This window comes from Frigoribacterium sp. AP1, from assembly GCF_056680555.1.
Window position 1 is genome coordinate 83,703 of sequence record NZ_CM155288.1, and the last position, 23,076, is coordinate 106,778.

At 73.0% G+C, this 23,076-nt stretch carries 26 protein-coding genes; 16 read left to right on the forward strand and 10 right to left on the reverse strand.

Annotation, left to right across the window (positions count from 1 at the left end; translation table 11 throughout):
- The first annotated feature begins 2 nt into the window (after positions 1-2).
- The 6 genes from AC1MBW_RS00410 to AC1MBW_RS00435 all read left to right on the forward strand — a co-directional run bounded on the left by AC1MBW_RS00410 (position 3) and on the right by AC1MBW_RS00435 (position 6,140).
- The gene (locus AC1MBW_RS00410) at positions 3-410 is read left to right on the forward strand and encodes a hypothetical protein (protein ID WP_480025078.1); all 408 of its coding nucleotides are present in this window, start codon (positions 3-5) and stop codon (positions 408-410) included.
- 106 nt (positions 411-516) lie between these two features.
- Positions 517-2,514, forward strand: a complete 1,998-nt coding sequence (locus AC1MBW_RS00415) for a TPM domain-containing protein (protein ID WP_480025079.1) — start codon at positions 517-519, stop codon at positions 2,512-2,514.
- 93 nt (positions 2,515-2,607) lie between these two features.
- Positions 2,608-3,330: a PspA/IM30 family protein gene (locus AC1MBW_RS00420; RefSeq protein ID WP_054147486.1), complete on the forward strand. Its 723-nt coding sequence runs from the start codon at positions 2,608-2,610 to the stop codon at positions 3,328-3,330.
- A gap of 29 nt (positions 3,331-3,359) precedes the next feature.
- Entirely contained in the window at positions 3,360-4,466 is a 1,107-nt protein-coding gene (locus AC1MBW_RS00425; protein WP_480025080.1) for a DUF418 domain-containing protein, read from the forward strand.
- 13 nt (positions 4,467-4,479) lie between these two features.
- Complete coding sequence (locus tag AC1MBW_RS00430; protein WP_480025081.1) at positions 4,480-5,307, forward strand: arginase family protein; 828 nt, start codon at positions 4,480-4,482, stop codon at positions 5,305-5,307.
- Positions 5,304-6,140, forward strand: coding sequence for a crotonase/enoyl-CoA hydratase family protein (locus AC1MBW_RS00435; protein WP_480025082.1), 837 nt, complete (start codon positions 5,304-5,306; stop codon positions 6,138-6,140). Before AC1MBW_RS00430 ends, AC1MBW_RS00435 begins: the two co-directional genes overlap by 4 nt.
- A gap of 80 nt (positions 6,141-6,220) precedes the next feature.
- On the opposite strand, the gene AC1MBW_RS00440 is transcribed toward AC1MBW_RS00435, so the two are convergent.
- Positions 6,221-6,391 carry a CsbD family protein gene (locus AC1MBW_RS00440; protein ID WP_043595102.1) on the reverse strand — a complete coding sequence of 57 codons (171 nt, stop codon included), beginning with the start codon at positions 6,389-6,391 and terminating at the stop codon, positions 6,221-6,223.
- A gap of 193 nt (positions 6,392-6,584) precedes the next feature.
- On the opposite strand from AC1MBW_RS00440, the gene AC1MBW_RS00445 reads away from it, so the two are divergent.
- The 3 genes from AC1MBW_RS00445 to AC1MBW_RS00455 are packed head-to-tail and all read left to right on the forward strand — an operon-like array spanning position 6,585 to position 9,156.
- A complete protein-coding gene (locus AC1MBW_RS00445; protein WP_480025083.1) occupies positions 6,585-7,985 on the forward strand; it encodes a dihydrolipoyl dehydrogenase family protein in 1,401 nt (466 codons plus the stop codon).
- Positions 7,982-8,338, forward strand: coding sequence for a Fe-S oxidoreductase (locus AC1MBW_RS00450; protein ID WP_480025084.1), 357 nt, complete (start codon positions 7,982-7,984; stop codon positions 8,336-8,338). Before AC1MBW_RS00445 ends, AC1MBW_RS00450 begins: the two co-directional genes overlap by 4 nt.
- Positions 8,335-9,156 (forward strand): SDR family NAD(P)-dependent oxidoreductase, encoded by an 822-nt coding sequence (locus AC1MBW_RS00455; RefSeq protein ID WP_480025085.1) that lies wholly within the window; start codon positions 8,335-8,337, stop codon positions 9,154-9,156. Before AC1MBW_RS00450 ends, AC1MBW_RS00455 begins: the two co-directional genes overlap by 4 nt.
- Before the next feature lie 73 nt (positions 9,157-9,229).
- Here the strand turns inward: AC1MBW_RS00455 and AC1MBW_RS00460 are convergent, their stop codons facing one another.
- Both AC1MBW_RS00460 and AC1MBW_RS00465 read right to left on the reverse strand, forming a co-directional pair.
- Positions 9,230-10,174, reverse strand: coding sequence for a siderophore-interacting protein (locus AC1MBW_RS00460; RefSeq protein ID WP_480025086.1), 945 nt, complete (start codon positions 10,172-10,174; stop codon positions 9,230-9,232).
- Positions 10,175-10,187: 13 nt separating this feature from the next.
- Complete coding sequence (locus tag AC1MBW_RS00465) at positions 10,188-10,616, reverse strand: SIP domain-containing protein (protein ID WP_480025087.1); 429 nt, start codon at positions 10,614-10,616, stop codon at positions 10,188-10,190.
- A gap of 285 nt (positions 10,617-10,901) precedes the next feature.
- Between AC1MBW_RS00465 and AC1MBW_RS00470 the strand changes: the two genes are divergently transcribed.
- Genes AC1MBW_RS00470 through AC1MBW_RS00490 form a run of 5 tightly spaced genes read left to right on the forward strand, consistent with a single transcriptional unit; the run spans position 10,902 to position 15,880 of the window.
- Positions 10,902-12,401 (forward strand): ABC transporter substrate-binding protein, encoded by a 1,500-nt coding sequence (locus AC1MBW_RS00470; RefSeq protein ID WP_480025088.1) that lies wholly within the window; start codon positions 10,902-10,904, stop codon positions 12,399-12,401.
- Entirely contained in the window at positions 12,398-13,351 is a 954-nt protein-coding gene (locus tag AC1MBW_RS00475) for an ABC transporter permease (protein ID WP_480025089.1), read from the forward strand. Before AC1MBW_RS00470 ends, AC1MBW_RS00475 begins: the two co-directional genes overlap by 4 nt.
- A complete protein-coding gene (locus tag AC1MBW_RS00480) occupies positions 13,348-14,301 on the forward strand; it encodes an ABC transporter permease (RefSeq protein WP_480025090.1) in 954 nt (317 codons plus the stop codon). Before AC1MBW_RS00475 ends, AC1MBW_RS00480 begins: the two co-directional genes overlap by 4 nt.
- Positions 14,298-15,077: an ABC transporter ATP-binding protein gene (locus AC1MBW_RS00485; RefSeq protein WP_480025091.1), complete on the forward strand. Its 780-nt coding sequence runs from the start codon at positions 14,298-14,300 to the stop codon at positions 15,075-15,077. Before AC1MBW_RS00480 ends, AC1MBW_RS00485 begins: the two co-directional genes overlap by 4 nt.
- Positions 15,074-15,880 (forward strand): ABC transporter ATP-binding protein, encoded by an 807-nt coding sequence (locus AC1MBW_RS00490; protein WP_480025092.1) that lies wholly within the window; start codon positions 15,074-15,076, stop codon positions 15,878-15,880. Before AC1MBW_RS00485 ends, AC1MBW_RS00490 begins: the two co-directional genes overlap by 4 nt.
- A 55-nt stretch (positions 15,881-15,935) precedes the next feature.
- Here the strand turns inward: AC1MBW_RS00490 and AC1MBW_RS00495 are convergent, their stop codons facing one another.
- On the reverse strand, positions 15,936-17,360 hold the full coding sequence (locus tag AC1MBW_RS00495; RefSeq protein ID WP_480025093.1) for an amidase: 1,425 nt from the start codon (positions 17,358-17,360) through the stop codon (positions 15,936-15,938).
- A gap of 121 nt (positions 17,361-17,481) precedes the next feature.
- Between AC1MBW_RS00495 and AC1MBW_RS00500 the strand changes: the two genes are divergently transcribed.
- Positions 17,482-17,820 carry a DMT family transporter gene (locus tag AC1MBW_RS00500; protein ID WP_480025094.1) on the forward strand — a complete coding sequence of 113 codons (339 nt, stop codon included), beginning with the start codon at positions 17,482-17,484 and terminating at the stop codon, positions 17,818-17,820.
- A gap of 5 nt (positions 17,821-17,825) precedes the next feature.
- The gene (locus AC1MBW_RS00505) at positions 17,826-18,422 is read left to right on the forward strand and encodes a TetR/AcrR family transcriptional regulator (protein ID WP_480025095.1); all 597 of its coding nucleotides are present in this window, start codon (positions 17,826-17,828) and stop codon (positions 18,420-18,422) included.
- Positions 18,423-18,425: 3 nt separating this feature from the next.
- Here AC1MBW_RS00505 and AC1MBW_RS00510 read toward each other — a convergent pair whose 3' ends face one another.
- The 6 genes from AC1MBW_RS00510 to AC1MBW_RS00535 all read right to left on the reverse strand — a co-directional run bounded on the left by AC1MBW_RS00510 (position 18,426) and on the right by AC1MBW_RS00535 (position 22,905).
- Positions 18,426-19,019, reverse strand: a complete 594-nt coding sequence (locus AC1MBW_RS00510) for an N-acetyltransferase family protein (RefSeq protein WP_480025096.1) — start codon at positions 19,017-19,019, stop codon at positions 18,426-18,428.
- 56 nt (positions 19,020-19,075) lie between these two features.
- Positions 19,076-19,732 carry a uracil-DNA glycosylase gene (locus tag AC1MBW_RS00515; protein WP_054146526.1) on the reverse strand — a complete coding sequence of 219 codons (657 nt, stop codon included), beginning with the start codon at positions 19,730-19,732 and terminating at the stop codon, positions 19,076-19,078.
- A gap of 80 nt (positions 19,733-19,812) precedes the next feature.
- Positions 19,813-20,556, reverse strand: coding sequence for a Type 1 glutamine amidotransferase-like domain-containing protein (locus AC1MBW_RS00520; RefSeq protein ID WP_480025097.1), 744 nt, complete (start codon positions 20,554-20,556; stop codon positions 19,813-19,815).
- Positions 20,553-21,101, reverse strand: coding sequence for a phosphoribosyltransferase (locus AC1MBW_RS00525; protein ID WP_055972081.1), 549 nt, complete (start codon positions 21,099-21,101; stop codon positions 20,553-20,555). Before AC1MBW_RS00525 ends, AC1MBW_RS00520 begins: the two co-directional genes overlap by 4 nt.
- A 34-nt stretch (positions 21,102-21,135) precedes the next feature.
- Positions 21,136-21,900, reverse strand: coding sequence for a YqjF family protein (locus AC1MBW_RS00530; protein WP_480025098.1), 765 nt, complete (start codon positions 21,898-21,900; stop codon positions 21,136-21,138).
- A 42-nt stretch (positions 21,901-21,942) separates the two neighbouring features.
- Positions 21,943-22,905 carry a glycosyltransferase family 2 protein gene (locus AC1MBW_RS00535; protein WP_480025099.1) on the reverse strand — a complete coding sequence of 321 codons (963 nt, stop codon included), beginning with the start codon at positions 22,903-22,905 and terminating at the stop codon, positions 21,943-21,945.
- Between the last annotated feature and the right edge of the window lie 171 nt (positions 22,906-23,076).

The window sequence follows — 23,076 nt, forward strand, 5'->3', positions numbered from 1 at the left end:
GCATGAGCGACGCCTTCTCCGTCATCTCGCCGGTGGTGGAGCTCTTCGGCTGGTTCGGGTTCATCGTCGGCACGCCCTTCCTCCTGGCCGGCTGGGTGCTGCGGCGCCGTGCCACCCGCCTCGAGAGCACCGTCGGAGTGGTCATCCCGCCGCCCGACTGGGCCCGGGCCGCGACCGCCCGGTGGATGGACGTCGACGGGCAGCTGCACGAGACGCAGTTCGGCGACGTCCCGGTGACGACGCCGCTCGAGACCGAGCTGACCGTGCACTACGACCCGGACCGCCCGCACCGTGCCCGCGTCCACCCGCCGCACGACGACGGACGGGCGCCCCGCACCGTGGGGGTCGTGCTCTACGCGGTCGGGGCGGTCTGCGCCGTCGCGTCGGTCGCTCTGCTCTTCGTCGCCTGACCCGTCCCGTGACCGGTTCGTCGTCGCCCGATCCGTGCGCACCGCGACGCGGGCAGTCTGACGGGGGCCGTCGATAGACTCCCCCGCAACGAGCGAGGGGAGCGTCGTGAGCACGAGATCGACGACCGGCCGACGACCGACGAGCCGAGTGGTCACCGCCGTGTCCACGGCGATGCTGACCTCGGTCGCTGCGATCGCCCTCGGCGTGGTCCCCGCCCAGGCGGTGGAGCCGGTCGACCTCTCGGGCGGCTACGTGGTCGACCAGGCCGACGTGCTGTCGAGTGCGGACGAGACCGAGGTCACCGACGCACTCGACCGGCTCTCGACCGACACCGGCGTCAACCTCTTCGTCGTCTACGTCGACTCGTTCTCCTCCCCCGCCGACCGCACGGCCTGGGGTGAGGCCACGGCGTCCCTGAACCAGCTCGGCACGAACGACGTCCTGCTCTCGGTGGCGGTCGACGACCAGCTCTACGACCTCTCGGCCGACACGTCCGTGATCCCGGAATCCGACCGACAGGCGCTCCAGACCGACGTCGTCGTGCCCGAGCTGCGTGACGGCGACTGGGCCGGCGCCGCCGTCGCCCTGGCCGACGGCATCCGCAGCGACGAGGCCGGCCCCGACCTCAGCTGGGTGCTCTGGGCGTTGCTCGTGCTGGTCCTCGTCGCGGCGGTCGTCGCCGTGGTGTTCGTGGTCCGCCGGGCACGACGACGACGCCGCGAGCTCGATGTGCAGAAGGCGGATCAGGACGAACTCGACAAGCGCGCGGCACGCGTGCTGGTCGCCCTCGACGACGAGTTGACCGCGGGCGCGCACGAGGTCGGCTTCGCCGCCGCACAGTTCGGCGACGACGCGGCCCGGCCCTTCGCCGAGGCACTCGACGCGGCCCGGGTGCACGCTCGCGAGGCGTTCGCGCTGCAGCAGAAGCTCGACGACTCCGTCCCCGACTCCCCCGAGCAACGCCGCGAGTGGACCACCCGCATCATCGAGTTGTGCGAGGCGGCCGACGCGTCGCTCGCCGAGCAGTCCGCCGCGTTCGACGAGCTGCGCGAGGCCGAGAGTCGGGCTCCGCGCGACGTGGCGGCCCTCCCCGGCGAGATCGAGACCCGACGGGCCCGGCTCGCGAGGGCCCGCACCGTCATCGGCGAGCTGACCACGATCTACTCGGCACGGGCGGTCGCGTCCATCGACCAGAACGACGACCAGGCCGACCGCCTGCTCGAGTTCGCCGACGAGCGGACCCGCACGGCGGCGACCGCGATGGCGTCGTCCTCCACCTCGGAGGCCGTCATCGCCGTCCGTGAGGCCCGTCAGGCCCTGGCGCAGGTCGACCAGTTGCTGAACGCGGTCGACGGGGCCGCCGAGTCGCTGCGGACGGCGGGAAGCACGATCTCGGCGATGACCCTCGACCTGCGGCGGGACATCGCGACGGCCGAAGGTCTGCCCGACGGCTCGGCCCCGCAGGGCGTCGACATCGCCGGCTCCGTCTCAGCCGCACGGGCTTCCGTCGCGCTGGCCGAGACGACGACCGACGACCCGCTCGCCGTCGTCGCCTCGCTCGGTGCCGCCAACGACCGCATCGACCAGGTGCTGGCCGCCGTGCGCGAAGACACCGAGAAGCAGCGCCGGGCCCAGGCGGCCCTCGACCAGGCGCTGCTGACCGCCCGCAGCCAGATCAGCGCCACCCGCGACTTCATCGAGACACGTCGCGGCGGCATCGGCCCGCAGCCGCGCACCCGGTTGTCCGAGGCCGAGCGCCACCTGGCCACCGCAGTGTCGCTCGCGACGTCCGACCGCGACGCCGCTCTGTTCGAGGCCCACCAGGCCGTCCAACTGTCGCAGGCCGCAGCGGCCGGCGCCGAGGCCGAGGTCTCGTCCTACCAGCAGGCGAGCCCGTTCGGGGGTGGCGTCGGTACCCGCGGGTCGGCCGGGGCCGACCTCGGCGGCATCGTCACCGGCATGTTGCTCGGTGGACTCTTCAGCGGCGGTGGCGGCGGCTTCGGTGGTGGAGGCGGCGGCTTCGGCGGGGGCGGCGGAGGCGGCTTCGGCGGCGGCGGGGGTGGCGGCGGAGGCGGCCGCAGCTCCGGCGGCGGCCGGTTCTAGACCCGCCCGTCCCCGCCCCGCCCCGCCCGCACGAGCAGCACCACGAGTACGACGAGCACCACCCCACGGCACCACCTCTCGAAAGGACGCACCATGGCAAAGCAGTCGATCTTCGGACGCATCGCGCAACTGACCCGCGCGAACATCAACAGCCTGCTCGACCAGGCCGAGGACCCCAGCAAGATGCTGGACCAGATGGTCCGCGACTACACCAACAGCATCGCCGAGGCCGAGGAGGCCGTCGCGACCACCATCGGCAACCTGCGCCTGCTCGAGCAGGACCACGCCGAGGACGTCGCCGCCGCCGCGGACTGGGAGCGCAAGGCACTGGCCGCGAGCAACAAGGCCGACGAACTGCGCTCGTCGGGCAACACGGTCGACGCCGACAAGTTCGACGCCCTCGCCCGCGTGGCCCTCGGCAAGCAGTTGCAGAGCGAGAAAGAGGCGAAGACCGCCGAACCGCAGATCGCCTCCCAGACCGACGTCGTCGACAAGCTCAAGACGGGCCTCACCGGCATGCGGTCCAAGCTCGACCAGCTCGCCGCCAAGCGCGACGAGCTCAACGCACGCTCGAAGACCGTCGAGGCGCAGACCAAGGTCGCCGACGCCGTCCAGAGCATCGACATCCTCGACCCGACGAGCGAGATCAGCCGCTTCGAGGACAAGGTCCGCCGCGAAGAGGCCAAGATGCTCGGTCGTCAAGAGCTCGCCGCCTCGAGCCTCGACGCGCAGTTCGAGAGCCTCGACGACCTCGGCGAGCAGACCGAGGTCGACGCACGCCTCGCCGCCCTCAAGCTCGGCGCGCTCGACAAGTGAGCCAGCCGCTGCCTCGCACGCCGGCACCGGTGGACGTCCCGCCCGTGCCGGCGCGCCGGGCGGCACCCCGCCTGATGGGCGTCGACGTCGCCCGCGGCCTCGCCGTGATCGGCATGTTCGCCGCCCACATGTGGCCTCGCCTGCTGCTCGACGAGCGCGTCTTCGACGGGCGGTCGGCGATCCTCTTCGCGACCCTCGCCGGGGTTTCGCTCGGGCTCGTGTCGGGCGGCGCCCGACCGACGCCCCGCGGCGGTCGAGGGCGAATCGTCGGCGGCATCGCCATCCGGGCCGGCCTGCTGATCGTGCTGGGCCTCGCACTGCAGGCCTGGAACCCCTACCTCCTGGTGATCCTGCCGTACTACGGCGTCATGTTCGTCCTGGCGCTGGGGCTGCTGTACGCCCCCCGAGCCGTACTGTTGGCGGCCGCCGCGCTGCTCGCCGTCGTGGCCCCGTGGCTGGCCTCGTTCGTCCCCGTCGACGCCTACGGCGACACCGCGCTGTCCGGCGCCGCCGGCCTCGCGACCCAGGCCCTGCTGGTCGGCGCCTACCCGGCTCTGGTCTGGACGCCGTTCCTGCTCGTCGGTCTCGCCGCGGCGCGTTCCGACCTGACCCGCACCCGCACCCAGGTCACGCTGCTCGTCGTCGGGACGTCGGCCGCCATCGTGGGGTACTCGGCGCGCTTCCTGCCCGGCGCCTCCTCGGTCCCCTGGCTCGACCCGGCCGACCACGAGGGCATGCCGGCCGAGATCGTGGGCTCGGGCGGCGTCGCCGCCGCCGTGCTCGGGCTGCTGTTGCTCGCCACCACCGCGCGTCGTCCCGTGACGCCCCACGGCCAGGGACGAGGAGGCGCGGCTGCGGTCGTCCGCGCCGTCCTGCGACCCCTCGCGGCCACGGGCGCTCAACCGCTCACCGTCTACACGGCACACGTGCTGATCACCGCACCGCTGTTCACCGTGTACCGGCTGTCCGACCCGACCGCCGCCTACGGCTTGCCCCTGGGCCACCTGGTCGGCGCCGTCGTCCTCACGCTCGTCTACGCCACCCTCTGGCAACGGTTCGTCGGGCGGGGGCCCCTCGAGCGCGCCGTCGGTGCACTGAGTCGCCCCTGGACCTGGAGCACGGGCACCCGCCCGTGACAGACTGACGCCCGTGAGGTTCGTCGTGGTTCCACAGTGGCAGGGTTCTCCGTCGTCGCGCGCGATGCGGCTCGCCGAGGGCGCCTACGCGATCCTCGGCGACCTGCCGTCGACGGCCACCACCGTGGTCGAGGTCCCGGTGGGTGCGGGTGACTCTCTCGGGACGCGGGTGCACCGGCTCTCTTCGGTGCTCACCATCGCCGAGTCGGTCGGACGCGAGCTGCGGACCGACGACTCCCCCGCGATCGTGGTGGGCGGCGACTGCGGCGTCGAGTTCGCGGCCGTCCGTCACGCCGTCACCCCTCGCACCGCCGTCGTCTGGTTCGACGCCCACCCCGACCTCCACAGCCCTCGCAGCAGCGAGAGCGGTGCCTTCAGCGGCATGGTGCTGAGGGTTCTGATCGGCGACGCCACCGAAGACCTCCCGACCATCGGCCCCGGCCCGACGCCCGAGCCGCTCGACCCCGCCCGGGTGGTGCTCGCCGGGGCGCGCAGCTACGACGACGCCGAAGACCGCTACATCGAGAGCCGTCACGTCCCCACGGTGTCGTCGCTCGACTTCGACCCCACCGAGGTGGTCGCCGCCGTCGAGGCCTCGGGGGCCACCGAGGTCTACCTGCACGTCGACCTCGACGTGCTCGACCCGGGAGTGATCGAGGGCCTGCTCGACCCCCAGCCGTTCGGCCTCGAGCTGAGCGTCCTGATCGAGACGATCACGGCCCTGAAGGAGCGGTTCACCCTCGTCGGTGCCGGCCTGTGCTCGTTCGCACCGGTCGACGCCGCGGCGGCCTCCGACGACATGGGCGCGATCCTGCGCATCCTCGGGGCCCTGTCGAGATGAGCGCCGGCCCGACGAACGCCGACCCGGCAGACCTCGCCGCCTCGGGCGGCGACCGTCCGCGCGTGACGGTCGACCGCGACGGCCACGTGCTGCTGATCGGCCTCGACCGTCCCGAGAAGCGCAACGCCGCCGACCTCCGGATGCTGCGCGAGCTGGCCCTGGCCTACGGCGAGCTCGACCGCGACCCCGACCTGCGCGTCGGGCTGCTCTTCGCCCACGGCGACCACTTCACCGCCGGCCTCGACCTCGGCGACGTCGTGCCCGCGGTGACCGCGGAGGGCCTCGACGTCGTCCCCGAGGGCGGCCTAGATCCGTGGCAGGTGCACGGTCGCCAGGTGAGCAAGCCGGTGGTCATGGCCGTGCAGGGCACCTGCCTGACGCTGGGCGTCGAACTCGCCCTGGCGAGCGACGTCGTGGTGGCGAGCCGCGACGCCCGCTTCGGTCAGATCGAGGTGAGCCGGGCGATCCTCCCGTTCGGCGGCGCGACCATCCGCCTCCCCCGCCGGGTCGGTTGGGGCGACGCCATGCGCTACCTGCTGACGGGTGACCTCCTCGACGCCGAGGAGGCGCGGCGCATCGGAGTCGTGCAAGACCTGGTCGACGTCGGGTCGGCTTTCGACCACGCCCTCGACCTCGCCCGACGGATCGCGGCGCAGGCTCCCCTGGCCGTCCAGGCGACGCTGGCGAACGCCCGGCTCGCGGTGCGCGAGGGCGATGCCGCGGCCGAGGCCCGACTGCAGCCCGAGCTCGTGCGGCTGCTCGCCTCCGACGACGCCCGGATCGGGTTCGAGGCCTTCGTCTCGCGGACCGCCGCCGAGTTCACGGGACGCTGACCGCGCCTCCTCGGCCGGGGCACACGAAAGAGCCCGCCCACCCCGGAGGATGGACGGGCTCGAGAACGAGGCGGATCGGCCTACTTGAAGACGTCCTTGACGTCTTCGCCGACCTTCTTGGCGGAGGCACCGGCCTGGTCCTTCTGACCCTCGGCCTTCAGCTCGTCGTCGCCCTTGCGGTCGCCGAGAGCCTCTTTCGCCTTGCCGGCGATGTCCTGAGCGGCGTTCTTGATCTTGTCGTCGAGTCCCATGTGTGCCTCCTCGTAGGTTGACGCGCTCCGCCGCAAGGATCGCGGTGGTGCGCTGATGTCGAGGACGTTACCCGCGCCTCGCGGATCTAGCTCAGGCCGTTCAGGAAAGACCCAGGAGTGATTCACGAAACGGCCATGTCCCCCGGGCGCACCGCCTGGGAACACGTGTCGTGGGGAGACTAGCGTCGGGGCCATGACGACTTATGACCTCATCGTGATCGGAGCCGGCGCTGTCGGCGAGAACGTGGCCGACTACGCCACCCGCAACGGCCTCAAGGTGGGCCTCGTCGAAGCCGAGCTCGTCGGCGGCGAGTGCTCGTACTGGGCCTGCATGCCGTCCAAGGCGCTCCTGCGGTCCAGCGCCGTCGTCCGTGCCGCCAAGTCGCTCGACGGGGCCAAGCAGGCCGTCACCGGCGACGTCGACGTCGCCGCCGTGCTGCGTCGCCGTGACTCGTTCACCAGCAACTGGGACGACTCGGGCCAGGCCGACTGGGTCGAGGGTGCCGGCATCGACCTGATCCGCGGCCACGCCACCATCACCGGCGTCAAAGAGGTCACGGTGAACGGCGAGGTGCACCAGGCGAAGTACGCCGTCGCCGCGGTGACCGGATCGTCGGCGCTGCTGCCCGACATCCCCGGCCTCGCCGAGGCGAAGCCCTGGACCAGCCGCGAGGCCACCAGCGTGAAGTCGATGCCGCAGAGCGTCGTCATCGTGGGCGGCGGCGTCGTCGCGGCCGAGATGGCCACGGCGTACCAGCAGCTCGGCTCGACCGTCACCCTGATCGCGCGCAGCGGTCTGCTCGGCGGGCAGGAGCCCTTCGCCGGCGAACTCGTCGCCGACTCGCTGCGTGGACTCGGCGTCAACGTGCGCCTCGGCGTCTCGCCCTCGAACGTGCTGCGCACCGAGCACGACACGGTCGAGGTCACCCTCGACGACGACTCCACGGTGCTCGCCGACGAGATCATCGTCGCGACCGGCCGCGTGCCTCGGACCTCCGACCTCGGCCTCGAGAACGTCGGGCTGACCCCCGGCGAGTGGCTCGACGTCGACGACACCATGCTCGTGAAGGGCACCGACTGGCTCTACGGCGTGGGCGACGTCAACCACCGCGCGCTGCTGACCCACCAGGGCAAGTACCAGGCCCGTGCCGCCGGCGAGGTCATCGCCGCCCGCGCGTTCGGCAAGCCGGTGCAGGCCGAGCCGTGGGGTGCCCACGTCGCCACGGCCGACGACGCGGCCGTGCCGCAGGTCACCTTCACCGACCCCGAGGTCGCGAGCGTCGGCCTCACCGCCGACGCCGCCGGCAAGCGCGGCATCGACGTCAGGGTCGTGGACTACGACCTCGCGGCGGTCGCCGGTTCGGCGATCCACTCGGACGAGTACGAGGGTCAGGCGCGCCTGGTCGTCGACGAGACCCGCAAGGTGATCGTCGGCGCCACCTTCGTCGGCCCGGACGTCAGCGACCTGCTGCACGCCGCCACGATCGCGGTCGTCGGCGAGGTGCCGATCGACCGGCTCTGGCACGCCGTCCCCTCGTACCCCACGGTCAGCGAGGTCTGGCTGCGACTGCTGGACGCGTACGGCCGTCCGTGAGGAATCCGCTGATCGACTCCCCGATCTCGAGGCTCGGCTGCGCCTGGGCGACGGCCGTCGGTCTCGCGGTCGGGGTACCCCTCAGCGTCGGACGCGTCCGCGTGGTCGGTGACCTGATCGTGTGCCGCGGACTGCCCCGCTGGGCGTTCAGGCGCGGCGGCACCTGCATCGGTCGCGTGTACCTCACCCGGGACAACGACGGGCCGCGCGTCCTCGAACACGAGGCCGTGCACGTCCGTCAGTGGCAGACGTACGGCATGCTGATGCCCGTACTGTACTTCCTGGCCGGCAGCGAACCGCTGTCGAACAGATTCGAGATCGAGGCCGGCCTCGAGAAGGGCGGATATCGATGACCCGCACCGTGATCATCACCGGGGCGAGCAGCGGCATCGGCCGCGAGGCCGCCCGCGAACTCGCGAAGGGCGGTGCCGAGATCGGCGTCGTCGGACGCAACCCCGAGCGCACGCAGGCCGTCGCCGACGAGGTGGGCGGGACGGCCTTCCTGGTCGACTACGACCGGCTCGACGACGTCCGGTCGCTCGCCGACCGGTTGCTCGACCGCTACCCGCGGATCGACGCCCTCGCGAACAACGCCGGCGGTCTCGTCAGCGAACGGGGCGTCACGGCGGACGGCTTCGAGCGCACCCTGCAGTCGAATCACCTCGCGCCGTTCCTCCTGACCCGGCTGCTCCTGCCCCGCCTCGTCGAGAGCGGGGGCCGCGTCGTCTCGACGGCGAGCACGGCCAACCTGCTCGGCCACGTGCGGCTGGACGACCTCAACTGGTCGAAGCGTCGCTGGGGCGGTGGGTGGCGCCAGTACGGCACGACCAAGATCGAGACCGTCCTCTTCATCCGCGAGCTCGCGAAGCGCACCGGGCTCGAGGCGTTCTCGTTCCACCCGGGCATCGTGGTCACCGGGTTCGGTTCGGACTCGCGCTCCATGCGGGTCGCGAACGTGCTGACCAACGGCAACTACGGCATCTCGGCCTCGGCCGGTGCCGTGCCGCTGGTCCAGCTCGCCGGGCCCACGACGATCGCGGTCGAGAGCGGCACCTACTTCGACCAGATGAAGCCACACGGCCGCCTGCACCGTCAGACGACCGACCCGCTGCTCGCCGAGGCCCTCTGGGAGCGCAGCTCCGAGCTCGTCGGCCTGCCCGCCGAGGTCTAGGCGCGACCCGGGAGCGAAGCGCAGGAGGCGCGACCGAGGTGGTCGCGCCTCCTGCGTTCTCGGGGGCCTCGCGTCAGGACTCGGACTTGCCGACCCGCCAGTAGCCCATGAAGGCGACCTGGCGCCGGTCGATGCCGACCTCGCTGACGAGGAAGCGACGGAGCGTCTTGATCGCCCCCGCCTCGCCCGCGAACCAGGCGTAGAGGTCGGAGCTGACGGCGGCACCGTGCGGATCGTCGCCCTGCGGGACGTCCCAGAGCAGGTCGTGGTCGACGTCGACCTCGCTCACCTCGACGCCGTGGTGCCAGGCGGTGACGTAGCGGGCCGTCCAGCGACGGACGGCGATGACCAAGGCCTCACCGTGGCCGGACGTCGCGTCGCGACGGGGCAGCCAGTGGACGTCCACCCCGGGAGGCGCGACGAGGTCGAGCTCGTCGGCCGCGGTCGGGACCTCGATGAAGACGCACCCCTTGGCGTCGGCCGGCAACGCCTCGACGATGGAGCAGATCGCCGGGGCCGCCGTCTCGTCGCCGGCCAACAGCACGGTGCGTGCGTCACCCGGCGACCACTCGACCCCGCTGCCCGTGACGCCGCTCGTCGCGTCGGGACCGATCAACATGAGGTCGTCGCCGACCCGGGCGCGACCGGCCCAGGCCGAGGCGGGGCCGGTGTCGCCGTGGCAGACGAAGTCGACGTCGACCTCGCGCAGCGCGGGGCGGGCGGCTCGCGCTGTGTAGGTGCGGAAGACGTTCTGCTGCTCGGGAGGCAGGGCGCGCCACGAGGCGTACCAGTCCTCGGTCGGGAACGTGTCGTAGCCCGTGGCCTCGAGAGGCAGGACGACCTTGATGCGCTGGTCGAGGCCGTCGACGCCGAAGTCGCCCAGGTCGTCACCGGTGAACGTGATGCGCACGAACGACGGGGCCAGGCGACGGACGGCCGCGACCCGGACGCGGTAGGGACGGTGGGCCGGCTTCGCCGGGCGCTCGACGGTGGCGGTGGCGGTGGACGTGATCGTCATCGAGGGGCGCCGCTCAGGCGTCGGCGGGGGTGCCGACGTGGAAGAGCTCGTGCAGGTCGTGCCGTAGGTCATAGGCGAACGAGGGCGGGCCACCGATCCAGACGACGTGCTCACCCGTCGCGACGGTCTCGGGTTCGACGTACATCTCGCCGAGCCAGGCCCGGACCGCCCGCTCGAGGGCCTGGCCGGGGGCACAGGCGGTGCTGGTGCCGGGGACGCCCGAGCGGCGGTCACGGGCGAGCCAGGTGACCGTGACGCGACCCGGCGAGGTGAGCGGCACGACGTCGTCGGCGCTCTCGACCTCGACGAACACCTGACCCCGGGCGCAGATCGGCAGGACCGAGAGCATCTCTCGCAGGACGGGGATCGACGTCGCGTCTGCGGCGAACAGGACGCGCAGGGCGTCGTGCGGCAGGGGCGGGTTCTGGTCTACGAGGAGCATGTCCCCTTCAATATAGGTAAGGCTTGCCTCATCCGCCACACGGGTCTCTCGATTGACAGCGACCTCGCTGCCGTGATGGTAAGTTCTGTCGGGTTCGGGAGTCCGTCAGCGACGCCCGGCACAAGGGGCCGTGCCGTGTCCGACAGCAACACGGTGGCGGATCGCGTGGACCGGTTCAGCAGCGACCGGGACTCCCCCGCCGAACGACCGAGGGGCTCTCCCGCGCCCCCGGTCCCTCGTCGCCGTGGACGATCCGCCACGGCCATCCCCGGAAGGCCCCACCAGGTGCGCACCCTCCCCCTCTCCGCCGCCGTCGCCGCGCTGTTGCTCGTCGTGACGGGCTGCTCGTCCGCCTCGTCCCCCGACGGGTCGGGCACCCCCGACCCCGACGCGACCGTCACGGTCGGTCTCGTGCTCGAGCCGAGCGACCTCGACATCCGCACCACGGCGGGCATCGCACTCGACCAGGTGTTGATCGACAACGTCTACCAGGGCCTCGTCGGCCGCACGCAGGACAACGAGATCCGCGACGTGCTGGCCGCCAGCCACACGGTCAGCGACGACGGCCTCACCTACACGTTCACGCTGCACGACGGCGTGACCTTCCACGACGGTGCCGCGATGACGGCCGACGACGTCGTCTGGTCGCTGTCCCAGGTCAAGGACGACGCCTCGCTCGCGAACCACGCCGACCTCGCCGCCGTCTCGACCATCACGGCGCCCGCCGCCGACACCGTCGTGCTCATGCTCTCGCGACCCGACTCGTCCTTGCTGTTCAACCTCACGGGGCGAGCCGGTCTCGTGCTGCAGCAGTCGGCGACGAACGACCTGTCGACCACGGCGAACGGCACCGGCCCCTTCGAACTGACGAGCTGGCGACAGGGCGACAACCTGCAGCTCGGGCGCTTCGACGACTACTGGGGCACCCCGGCGAAGGTCGCGGGCGTGACCTTCCGCTACGTGACCGACCCGTCCGCGGCGATCAACGCCTCGATCTCGGGCGACGTCGACGTGCAGACGGCGGTCGACGCGACCCTGTCGAGCCAGCTCGACGGCGTGGACGGCATCACGCTCGAGAAGGGCAAGACGACCGACAAGTACACCCTCGCGTTCAACAACGCCGTCGCACCGTTCACCGACGCGAAGGTCCGCAAGGCCCTGCGGCTGGCGATCGACAACGACGCGCTGATCGCCGCCGTCGGAGGGTCGGCCGTCGACCAGGGCGGCCCGATCCCCGAGCTCGACCCCGGCTACGCGGACCTCACGAGCGTCGACGCCTACGACCCCGACGAGGCGAAGAGCCTGCTCGCCGAGGCCGGCCACGACGGCGACCTGGCGCTGAGCCTCGAGTACCCCAACGTCTACCCGACCGCGATCGGTGACGTGCTGACGACGCAGCTCAAGGCCGTCGGCGTCACGTTGACGGTGCAGCAGGTCGACTTCAGCACCTGGCTCGACGACGTCTACGTGAACAAGGACTTCGAACTCAGCATGGTGAACCACGCCGAGACCCACGACTTCTCGAACTGGGCGAACCCGGACTACTACTGGGGCTACGACAGTGCGCCCGTGCAGCAGCTCTACGCTGAGTCGATCGCGGCCACCGACCCGCAGGTCGCCGACGAGAAGTTGGCGGAGGCGGCGGAGATCGTCTCCGAGGACGCCCCCGCCGAGTGGCTCTACACGGCCACCACGCTGACGGCGATCCACGACGGCGTCACCGGGTTCCCGACGAGCTCGACCACGACCCGCCTCGACCTGGCTGACCTGGCCACGGCGGAGTGACCCGCTTCGTCGTCGGCCGCCTGCTCCTCTTCGTCGGGGGGCTGGCCGTCGCGAGCGTGCTGATCTTCGCGACGCTGCGGTTGCTGCCGGGCGACGTCGCCCAGGCGATCGCCGGGACGACCGGCTCGCCCGAGCAGGTGGCCGCCCTGCGTCAGCAGCTCGGCCTCGACCGTCCCGTCGTGGTGCAGTACCTCGACTGGGCCGCCGGGCTGGTGCGACTCGACCTGGGTGAATCGCTCGTCACGGGCACGCCGGTGATCGACGAGGTGCTCGACAAGCTGGCCGTCACCCTTCCGCTCGCGGCGCTCTCCCTGGTCTTCGGGTTGCTGATCGGCATCCCGCTCGGCGTGACGAGCGCACTCCGCCGCGGCCGCGCCTCCGGGGTCGTCCTCGGCACGGGGGCCCAGCTGCTGGCGGCCGTCCCGGTCGTCTGGGCGGGCATGCTGCTGATCGGCGTCTTCGCCGTGACCCTGCGGCTGCTGCCCACTCAGGGCTTCCCGGCCGACGGCTGGAGCGAGCCCGGGCGGGCGCTGCGCTCGCTCGTGCTGCCGGCCCTGACCATCGGCATCGTCGAGGGGGCCGTGCTGCTGCGCTTCACGCGCTCGGCGGCGCTCGGGGCCCTCGACCAGGACTACGTGCGGACGGCCGCCGCCAACGGCATGACGCGGTCGCGGGCCCTCGTGCGGCACGGGCTGCCGAACGTCATGCTCAGCGTCGTGTCGATCCTCGGCCTGCAGGTGGCCGGGCTGATCGTGTCGGCCGTCGTCATCGAGCAGCTGTTCACGCTGCCAGGACTCGGCCGCATGCTCGTGACCGACGTCGGCCGCCGCGACCTGACGAAGGTGCAGGGTGAACTGATGACGCTGACCACGCTCGTGCTGTTCATCGGCCTCGTGATCGACGTCGTGCACCGGAGACTCGACCCGCGCCTCCGCGAGGGCGATCGATGAGGCGCGGTGCGTTCGTCCGCGAGCTGCTGCGTCGACCGCAGGGCGCGTTCGGCGTCGGCTGGTCGACCCTGATCGTCCTGTCCGCCCTGGTCAGCCGGTTCTGGACCCCGCTCGACCCGTTCGACACCGACCCGTACTCGGCCTGGCTGACGCCTTCGGTCGGGCACCCCTTCGGCACCGACTCGGTCGGCCGGGACATCTTCAGCTACGTCTTCGCCGCGACCGGCACGACGGTCGTGGTCGCCGTCGCCTCGGGCGTGGTCGCCACCGTGGTCGGGGTCGGCCTGGCCGCCCTCGGCTCGTTGACGGCGCGTTGGGTGCGCGAGTCGGTCGCCGTGCTGATCGACGTGCTCGTGGCGTTCCCGACGCTCCTGATCGCCATGGCCCTCGCCGCGGCGTTCGGCGGGTCGCTCACCGTCGTGGTCGTCGCGGTGGGCGTCGGCTACGGGGTGACGATCGCCCGGGTCAGCCGGTCCGAGATCCGCCAGGTCGCGCGGACCGACTACGTGCTCGCCGCCCGGGCGAACGGGCTCGGCACCGGGGCCGTGCTGCGTCGCCACGTGCTGCCGAACATCGCGCCCGTCTTCGTCGTCCAGCTCTCGCTGTCGATGGCCACGAGCGTGCTCGCCGAGGCGGGACTGTCGTTCCTCGGCTACGGCGCCCCCGCCGACACCGCCTCGTGGGGGCGTCTGCTGAGCGACCTGCAGAAGTTCATCGGCGTGCACCCCGGCTCGGTGGTCTGGCCCGGACTGGCCATCACGCTGACCGTCCTGGCGCTCAACCTGCTGGGCGACGCCGTGCGCGACGCCTCCGACCCGCGACTGCGGTCCCGCCGGGCGGGACGCGGCGTCCCGGTCGATCCGTCGACGCCGGCCCCACCCGCCGCTCCCCCGCGGACCACCGGCCCGGGCGCCCCGGGTGCCCCGACCACCCCGGGGGTCGTCTCGTGAGCCTCGTGATCGACGACCTGACCGTGACCATCGGCGACCGCCGTGTCGTCGACGGCCTCTCGCTCGACGTGCCCGACGGTGCGCGGGTCGGGCTGATCGGCGAGTCCGGCTCGGGCAAGTCGATGACGACGCTGGCCGTCCTCGGTCTGCTGCCCGACGGCGCCCGCGCCACGGGCAGCATCCGGCTGGACGGGCGCGAACTGCTCGGGGCGTCCGAGCGCGAGCTGGCCGGCCTGCGCGGCCGCGTCGTCGGCACGGTCTTCCAGGACCCCCGCACGGCCCTCGACCCCGTCGTCACCGTCGGGCGGCAGATCGCCGAGCCCCTCCGTCTGCACGGCCGCGTCGGTCGTCGCGACGCCCGCGCCCGGGCGGTGTCCGCCGCCGCCGAGGTCGGCCTGCCCGACCCCGAGACCGTCGTCGACCTCTACCCGCACCAGCTCTCGGGCGGTCAGCGGCAGCGCGTCGGCATCGCCATGGCCCTGATCAACCGCCCCGGACTCGTGCTCGCCGACGAACCGACCACGGCCCTCGACGTCACGACGCAGGCCGAGGTGCTCGCGCTCTTTCAGCGCCTCGTCGACGAGCAGCGGACGTCGCTGCTCTTCGTCACGCACGACCTCGCGGTGCTCTCGCGCATCACCGACCACGCGGCGGTGCTGTCGCACGGGCGCGTCGTCGAGCGCGGCCCCGTCGAGCAGCTGCTGCACCGCCCCGAGCACGAGGTCACCCGCGGACTCGTCGAGGCCACGAGGGCGACGACCTGGAGGGCCTCGTGAGCGACCCGACGACCGTACCCGCGCCTCCTCTGCTCGTCGCCCGGGGCCTCACCCGCACCTTCACCCTGCCGCGCCGGTCGCCCTTCCAGCCGGGCCCGGTGCGCCACGCGCTGGTCGACGCCGACCTCGAGGTCGCGGCCGGCGAGAGCGTCGCCCTGATCGGCGAGTCGGGCTCGGGCAAGTCCACGCTCGTGCGCCTGCTGCTCGCCCTCGACCGGGCGACGTCGGGCACCGTGACGTTCGACGGCCGGGCGGTCGCCCCCGACCGCGCGTCCCGACTGCGCTGGCTGAGGCGGCAGACGGGGATCGTCCTGCAGGACCCCTACAGCTCGCTCGACCCCCGCATGCGCGTGGGCGACACCGTGGCCGAGCCGCTGCGCGCACTGGGCGTCGAGGGCGACCACGACCGCCTGGTGGCCGAGATGCTCGAACGCGTGGGTCTCTCGTCGTCCGACGCCGAGGCCTGGCCGCACGAGTTCAGCGGGGGCCAGCGGCAGCGCATCGCCCTGGCCCGGGCCCTCGTGCACCGGCCGCGGCTGCTGATCGGCGACGAGCCCATGAGCGCGCTCGACGTCACCGTGCGGGCGCAGATCCTCGACCTGCTGCGCGAGCTGCGCGACGAGCGCGGGCTGTCACTGCTGCTCGTGTCGCACGACATCGGGCTCGTGCAGCACCTCGCCGACCGGGTCGCCGTGCTGCGCGACGGCCGCATCGTCGAGCAGGGCGTCACCGACGAGGTGCTGCGACGGTCCCGGCACGACTACACGCGCACGCTCGTGGACTCGGTGCCGACGCTCGACTGAGACCCCGGCTCGTCACCAGGTGGCAGGCCGACTCGTCACCGGGTGGCGGCCCGGCTCACCACATCGGCGGGTGCCGACGCTGCCACCGCAGCCGACGTTCGAGCTGGGCGCCGATCGCGAGCAGGACGTCCTCACGCCCAGGTCGCCCGATCAGCTGCACGCCGACGGGGACGCCGTCGACCTCGCCCACCGGCAGGCTGATCGCGGGCAGCCCGGCCACGTTGACGAACGACGTGAACGGCGAGTACAGACACTGCTGCTCGAAGTTGCGTTCGGCGTCCTCGGCGTCGTACCAGCCGATCGGGCGCGGCAGCATCGCGAGCGTCGGCGTCAGGACGGCGTCGAAGGCCGAGAACCGCTCGATCACGTCGCGCTCGAACGCTGCCAGCCCCACGAGCGCCGCCGACAGCTCGCGTGCCGTGACGCGGCGCCCCTGCTCGACCGACCACCGGGTGATCGGCTCGAGCAGTGCCAGGTCGGCCTCGGTCTCGGCCGGGATGCCCGCCGCCCCCGCCTGCCAGATCGTGCGGAAGAGAGCCGGGTAGTCCGACGACGGCAGGCTGGTCTCGTCGACCCCGTGCCCCATCGTCGCGAGCAGGTCGGCGGTCTCGCCGAGGACGCCCAGGAGGCGCGGGTCGACCCGGACGTCGAACGCGTCGTCCCAGGGGCTGGTCGTCATCACCGCGACCTGGAAGCGTCCCTCGCCCCGCACGGCCGTGCCGAGGTAGGCCCCGTCGGATGACGGCGGCGCCCAGAGCGCCTGGTGGTGGCGCGGTTCGCGACCGTCGGGCGACACCATCGCGTCGAGCAGCAGGGCGGCGTCGGCCACCGACCGGGCCAGCGCCCCGCCGACCGGCAGACCCGCGAGGCTGGTCAGGCCTGACTGCGCCGGCACCCGACCCCGCGAGGGCTTGAGGCCGACGAGGCCCGTGGCGGCCGCCGGGATGCGGATGCTGCCCCCGCCGTCCGACCCGGGCGCGAACGGCAGCAGGCCGGCGGCGACGGCGGCCGCGGCACCACCACTCGACCCACCGGCGCCCGTCCCCGGCGACCACGGGTTGCGCGTCGGCGGACCGACGAGCGTCTCGGTGTACGCGGTCAGCCCGTACTCGGGCGTGGCCGTCTTGCCCAGGCTGATCGCGCCGGCCTCGTCGAGCACCTCGGTGATCTCGGACGACGACGTGGGCACCCGCCCCCGGCTGAGGCGCGACCCCGACCAGGTCGGCACGCCCGCGCGGTCGCTGAGGTCCTTGTCGGCCAGCGGCAGCCCCCAGAGCGGCGCGACCGAGGGCCCGTCGGCGGCCAGGGCGTCGGCCCGATCGAGGGCGGCCTCGCCGGTCACCGTGACGAACGCACCGATGTCGCCGTCGAGGCGGGCGATGCGCTCGAGGTAGTGGGTGGTCAGCTCACGGGGCGAGACCTCGCCGCGGCGCAGCCAGTCCCACTGCTCGTGGGCGCTCAGGTGGTGGAGTTCGAACACCCGTCGAGCCTAGGCCGCGGCCCCGACCCCCGGCGGTCTTTTCTGGTACATTCGTCCCATTCGTGCTCCCCCGGCCGCAGGTCGCCGCCGGGACCGTCGCACGTCTCGACAGGACACCGTCATGGGTTACCTCTTCCTCGCGCTCGCCATCGTCGGCGAGGTCTTCGCCACGAGCTTCCTCAAGGTCACCAGCGGCCCCGACGCCAAGTGGTGGCAGTACGCGGCGGTCGTCGTCGGCTACGTCTTCGCGTTCGCGATGCTCTCGCAGTCGCTGACCGAGGGCGTTCCGCTCGGCATCGCCTACGCGATCTGGGCCGGCGTCGGCGTCGTGCTCGTCGCCCTCATCAGCTGGATCTTCTTCAAGGAACCCCTGACCCTGGTCCAGCTCGGCGGCATCGTCCTCGTCATCGGCGGCGTCACCATGCTCGAGCTCGGCGGTCGCCACGAGGCCGCGGCCTGACCCCGGTGACCGACACGACGTCGGGTGACGACCGGGCCCCCGGCGATCGGCACCTGGGCCCCGGCGGCCAGGCCCTCACTCCGAAGGGCGAGACCAGGAGGCGCGCGCTGCTCGACGGCGTCCTGGCCGTCCTCGAGACGGGCGGCCCCTCGGCCGTGACGCACCGGGCGGTCGCCCGGGCGGCCGGCGTCCCGGTCTCGGCGGCCACGTACTACTTCGCCGGACGCGACGACCTGCTCCGGGCTGCGCTGCGCCACGCGACCACCGACTGGGTGCGGTCGTTCGACCGACTCGAGCGCGCCTCCTTGGCCGACCTGGCCGAGACCCTCGTCCGGTACGCGATCACCGAGCGCGGGTCCGCTCGGGCGCAGTACGAGCTGCTCTTCACCGCCATGCGGGACGAGTCCCTGCGCGAGGACGCCGACCTCTGGTACTCGTCGCTCGAGCACGTGCTGGGGCGGGCCGGCGTCCCGGCCGACCGGGTCGACGTCGTGGCCCTCGCGGTCGACGGGTTGATCGTCCGCATGCTCTGGCGCGGCGAGCCCGCCACCGTGCACGCGACCGAACGCGTGTTGCGCCAGATCGTGGGGCCGCTGCCCTGAGGCTCAGCCGCGGCGGCGCTTCTTGAGCGACTTCTGCATCGTGATGGTGCCGAGCCAGCGGCCGAACTTGAAGCCGACCCTGCCCATGCGACCGACCTCGGTGAAACCGAGCCGCTCGTGCAGGCCGATGGACGCCTCGGCGTTCTTGTCGGCGATGACGGCGATCATCTCGCGGATGCCCGCGTCCCGGCAGGCCTCGATGAGCGCTTCGAGCAGGGCACGGCCGAGCCCCTTGCCCGTCGACGCGGCCCGCAGGTAGATCGAGCTCTCGACGGTGTAGCGGTAGGCCGCCTTGCCACCCCACGGGGTCGCGACCGCGTAGCCGAGAGCCTCGCCGGACGGGTTCACCGCGACGAGGAAGGGCATGCCGAGCTTCGTGACGAAGGCGTACTTGCGACGCCACTCGGCGAGGGTCATGGCGTCCTCGTCGAAGGTGACCGACGAGTTCGCCACGTAGTGGTTGTAGATCTCGCGCACGTAGGGCAGGTCGGCAGGCGTCGCAGGGCGGATCTCGAACGAGAAGCCGGGCTCGACCGGGGCCGGGGGCCGCAGGGCTCGGGGAAGGCGCCGTCGGGGCTGGTATTCCTCTTCGAGCACGGGCCCACTCTGCCACGCCGGGCGCCGGCCCGGTGCGGACACCGGCCGGGACGGGGTCAGGCGGGCGGCAGCGTCCAGTCGACGGGTTCGCCGCCCTGGGCGACGAGCAGCTCGTTCGCCCGGCTGAACGGTCGCGAGCCGAAGAACCCGCGCGACGCCGACAGGGGGCTCGGGTGGGGCGACTCGATCGAGGGGACGTCACCGAGCATCGGCTTGAGCGCCGACGCGTCGCGACCCCAGAGGACGGCCACGAGCGGCCCGCCCCGTGCGGCCAGCACCTCGATGGCGCGTTGGGTGACCGGCTCCCAGCCCTTGCCGCGGTGCGACGCCGTCTCGCCCGGACGCACCGTGAGCACGCGGTTGAGCAGCAGCACGCCGTGGTGCGACCACGAGGTCAGGTCGCCGTGCTCGACGACGGGCACGCCGAGGTCGTCGTGGAGCTCGCGGTAGATGTTCGCGAGGCTGCGCGGGACCGGTCGGACGTGCGGGTCGACGGCGAACGACAACCCGATCGGGTGGCCGGGCGTCGGGTAGGGGTCCTGGCCGACGATCAAGACGCGCACCTCGTCGAGTGGCTGACGGAAAGCACGCAGCACGTTCTCGCCGGCGGGCAGGTAACCGCGCCCGGCGCGCACCTCGGCCCGCAGGTACTCGCCCATGTCGGCGATGCGGTCGGCCACGGGCTCGAGCGCGGTCGCCCACGACGGATCGATCTGCTCCGAGAGCGGTCGACGGTGGTCGTGCGTGTCGGCGGGGCCGTCGTCGCGGCCCGGCCCGGACCCGGTCGCGTCGGTCACTCGACCCCGAGCGTGCCGACCGAGACGCCGACGATCTCGCCGTCGTCGTCGAGTTGCGGTTCGACGCGCCAGACGCTGCCGGTGCCGAGCACCGCCAGGGCCCCCTCGCCGACGACCAGGGCGGTGTTCTCGTCGATCGCGACGCCGCCGCGGACGAGGCCGGCCTCGGTGGCGGCGATGAGTCGGGTCAGGGTGCCCCACTGGGCGGCGTGCACGTCGATGGCGAGGTCGACGAGGCCGAGTCCGTCGGCGAGGGTGACCTCGTCCAGGTCTTCGGCGGCGTCCTCGGGGCAGACCGGGACGTCGCCGATCAGCCAGCCGCCGAGCACGGCACGGTCGGCGGCGATCATGGCACCGGCCGAGAACCCGAGGTAGGGCAGCCCGTCGGCGACGAGCAGGCGCACCTGGTCGATCAGCGGCGCGACGGCGTCGAGGTACGCGGGGGTGAGCCCGCCCGCCACGAGCAAGCCGTCGACGTCGCTGAGCACGCGGGTGTCGAACTCGTCACCCGCGGCGACGATCGTGGTGAGGGCCTCGCAGCGGCCTCCAGCGGCGAGCATGGCCGGGTAACCGTCGCGGAACTCGGCGGACGGCGAGTCGTCGGCGACGACGATCAGCACGGCGATGCGCGGCACGCTCCGGCCGACGGCGGCACCTCGGACGGCGGCCTCGGCCACGAAGAGGTCGTACAGCTCGGTGTCGTCGGGTGACCAGCCGCCGCCCACGAGGTGGATGCTCATTCGCCGGCCCCCGATCCGACCTCGCGCGTCACGGGCGGCAGCGCGCTCCACGGGAAGGTGATCCACTGGTCGGTGCGCTTCCAGACGAAGTCGGGTTCGAGCACGGTGCGGGGCTTGCTGTACAGGCAGACCGTGCGCACCTCGGCGGCGACCTCGGCGAGCAGGTCGCGCACGAGCACGAGGGTGCGCCCCGAGTCGGACACGTCGTCGACGACGAGCACCTTCTTGCCCTCGAGCGACGGGGCGTCGAGGGTCGGCGGCAGCAGGACGGGCTCGGGCAGACGCTCGTCGACGCCGGTGTAGAACTCGACGTTGATCGAGCCGCACATCTTGGTGTCGAGCGCGTAGGCGACGGCCCCGGCGAGCACGAGCCCCCCACGGGCGACGGCGACGATCACGTCGGGCGTGAACCCCGCCTGGACGACGTCCGAGGCCAGGTGGCGAGCGGCCTCACCGAACTCGAGCCAGCCCAGCACCTCCCTCTCGGGAGCCTCGACCTCGGGTCGTGCGGGGGCGGCCTGGCTGTCGTCGGGTGGGGTGACCATGCCGACAACCGTAACGCGCGCAGGCCCCCACGCGTCACGCGGGGACCCAGGCACCCCCGGGGGGCGCGAAGACGGTGTCGACGCCGTCGGACCAGAGCAGCGAGTCGGGCTCACGGTCGGTGACGCCCGGCAGGCCGCCGTCGGCCACCAGCTCGTCGTCGAGGTCGACCAGCTCGGCCCGGCGCAGCGACCAGGTGTCGTGCCGGTTCGGCCAGTACCGGGTGCGTCCGCCCCGGGCGACGTGCATGCCCCAGCGGGCGGTGAGGAACTCGGCGAGCGGGTCGCCGTCGACCACCTCGTCGGTGGGTCGGACGGACAGACGCGACGACGGGTTCGCCCCCGGCCCGAGCCTGGTGCTGCGGTACGTCACGACCCCGTCGGCCCGGGACTCCTGCATCGACGCCCACCGGTACGGCAGGCCGAGCCCGACGTTCGCGGCGAGCACCGACACCAGGCGCTGCGCCTCGAGGGTGCGGAACACCACCCCGCGACGGCCGAGGGCGTCGACCGAGTACAGCCGCACGTTCGTCTCGAGGAAGTCCCCGGCCCAGGGCACGGCGGGCAGCGGCCCGAAGGCGCTGCCGGTCAGCTTGAACGGGATCAGGCCGACCCAGGTCGATCCGTCGAACACGTCGGGCCGCGTGCCGGGCGGCAACAGCGGTGCGACGCGGTCGGGCTCGACCCGCCAGTGCGCGAAGGCCAGGCCGCCCCAGTGCTGGCGGATGAACGGCGGGCGCAGCAACGGAGGCGCGGTGCGGGTCACCGGGTCGGGCTCGGCCCCCGGCGTGGTCTGGTCCATGACGCTCACGCTACGGACGCATCCCGTGAGCCGGCCCGGCCGTCAGTGACGGACCGTCGCCGATCGCAGCGGCTCGAGGTGCTCGGACGGCACGCCGACGGTGGCTCCGCCGAGGGCGCCGCGCACGCGACCCGCCGCGAGGCCCAGGGCGGCGACGCCCAGGAGCCACGCACCCGGGCGGCGGCCGAGCAGCGATCGCCCGGCGACCGAGGCCAGACGACCGGTCGTCACGCCGCGGACCGTTCCCGTGTCGGCGTCACGGCCGACCGAGCGTCGGAGGGCGGACTGTGCGACGCCGCGGTCGAACGCGGCCCCCGCGACGGACCGCCAGCGGGTCTCGTTCGGGGCGACGGTGCGCGAGACGCGGGCCGACGAGGTCGAGACGATGCGCGCCTCCGGCTCGTCCGCCGCCAGGCGAAGGCACAACTCGACGAACTCGGCTCCACGGGGCACGGCGTCACGGGCGTCGACGCCGCTGGCCAGGCCGCCGACCTGCAGCAGGTCCCAGCGGCGGAACGCCACGGTCGCCCCCGCCACGTCGTCGAGCCCCACGAGGCCGTCGGGGCGCGAGCGGGGCGTGCAGTCGACGGCCCAGAGCAGGTCGTCGGGCAGTGCCGACGCGGCCGTACCGGGCCAGGTCGCCTCGGTCCGGCCGACCACGGCGATCACGTCGACCTGGTCGAACGGCGCGGCGAGCGCCCGGGCCCAGCCGGCGTGGGCGACGCAGTCCGCGTCGAGGAACGCGACGACGTCGCCTCGGGCCGACTCGATGCCGGTGTCGCGGCTGCCGGCGAGCCCCGGTGTGCGGGTGTTGTCGACGACGACGAGGTCGTCGTAGCGGTGGCGCAGGTGGTCGCGGAGTCGCGGGGCACGGTCGACGACGACGAGGACGTCGTGCACGTCCCCGTCGCGGAGGACGGAGTCTAGGGCGGCCGTCAGACCGTCGAACGGGGTGGACTCGTCGGCGCAGACGACGACGCTGACGCGGGGGGCGGGCCGGTTCACGCGACACCTCCCCGGGGGGAGCGGACGGTGGCCGGGCGGACGGCGGGCAGGGGTGTGCGGACGCGGAGGGTCACGGGGGTTCCTCTGGGGTCGTCGACGGTCGCCGGTCACGCCGCGGGGCGGCGCGTTCGGGTGGCGGCCCTCGTCGGAGGGTGTGTTCGGGTGACGTCG

Excerpts from the sequence above, each read along its gene's own strand:
- AC1MBW_RS00480 (WP_480025090.1), top strand. The coding sequence starts at position 13,348 with ATGAGGCGCGGTGCGTTCGTCCGCGAGCTGCTGCGTCGACCGCAGGGC.
- AC1MBW_RS00500 (WP_480025094.1), top strand. The coding sequence starts at position 17,482 with ATGGGTTACCTCTTCCTCGCGCTCGCCATCGTCGGCGAGGTCTTCGCC.
- AC1MBW_RS00440 (WP_043595102.1), bottom strand. The coding sequence starts at position 6,391 with ATGGGACTCGACGACAAGATCAAGAACGCCGCTCAGGACATCGCCGGC.
- AC1MBW_RS00455 (WP_480025085.1), top strand. The coding sequence starts at position 8,335 with ATGACCCGCACCGTGATCATCACCGGGGCGAGCAGCGGCATCGGCCGC.
- AC1MBW_RS00520 (WP_480025097.1), bottom strand. The coding sequence starts at position 20,556 with ATGAGCATCCACCTCGTGGGCGGCGGCTGGTCACCCGACGACACCGAG.
- AC1MBW_RS00445 (WP_480025083.1), top strand. The coding sequence starts at position 6,585 with ATGACGACTTATGACCTCATCGTGATCGGAGCCGGCGCTGTCGGCGAG.
- AC1MBW_RS00435 (WP_480025082.1), top strand. The coding sequence starts at position 5,304 with ATGAGCGCCGGCCCGACGAACGCCGACCCGGCAGACCTCGCCGCCTCG.
- AC1MBW_RS00525 (WP_055972081.1), bottom strand. The coding sequence starts at position 21,101 with ATGGTCACCCCACCCGACGACAGCCAGGCCGCCCCCGCACGACCCGAG.
- AC1MBW_RS00410 (WP_480025078.1), top strand. The coding sequence starts at position 3 with ATGAGCGACGCCTTCTCCGTCATCTCGCCGGTGGTGGAGCTCTTCGGC.
- AC1MBW_RS00460 (WP_480025086.1), bottom strand. The coding sequence starts at position 10,174 with ATGACGATCACGTCCACCGCCACCGCCACCGTCGAGCGCCCGGCGAAG.
- AC1MBW_RS00530 (WP_480025098.1), bottom strand. The coding sequence starts at position 21,900 with ATGGACCAGACCACGCCGGGGGCCGAGCCCGACCCGGTGACCCGCACC.
- AC1MBW_RS00420 (WP_054147486.1), top strand. The coding sequence starts at position 2,608 with ATGGCAAAGCAGTCGATCTTCGGACGCATCGCGCAACTGACCCGCGCG.
- AC1MBW_RS00465 (WP_480025087.1), bottom strand. The coding sequence starts at position 10,616 with ATGCTCCTCGTAGACCAGAACCCGCCCCTGCCGCACGACGCCCTGCGC.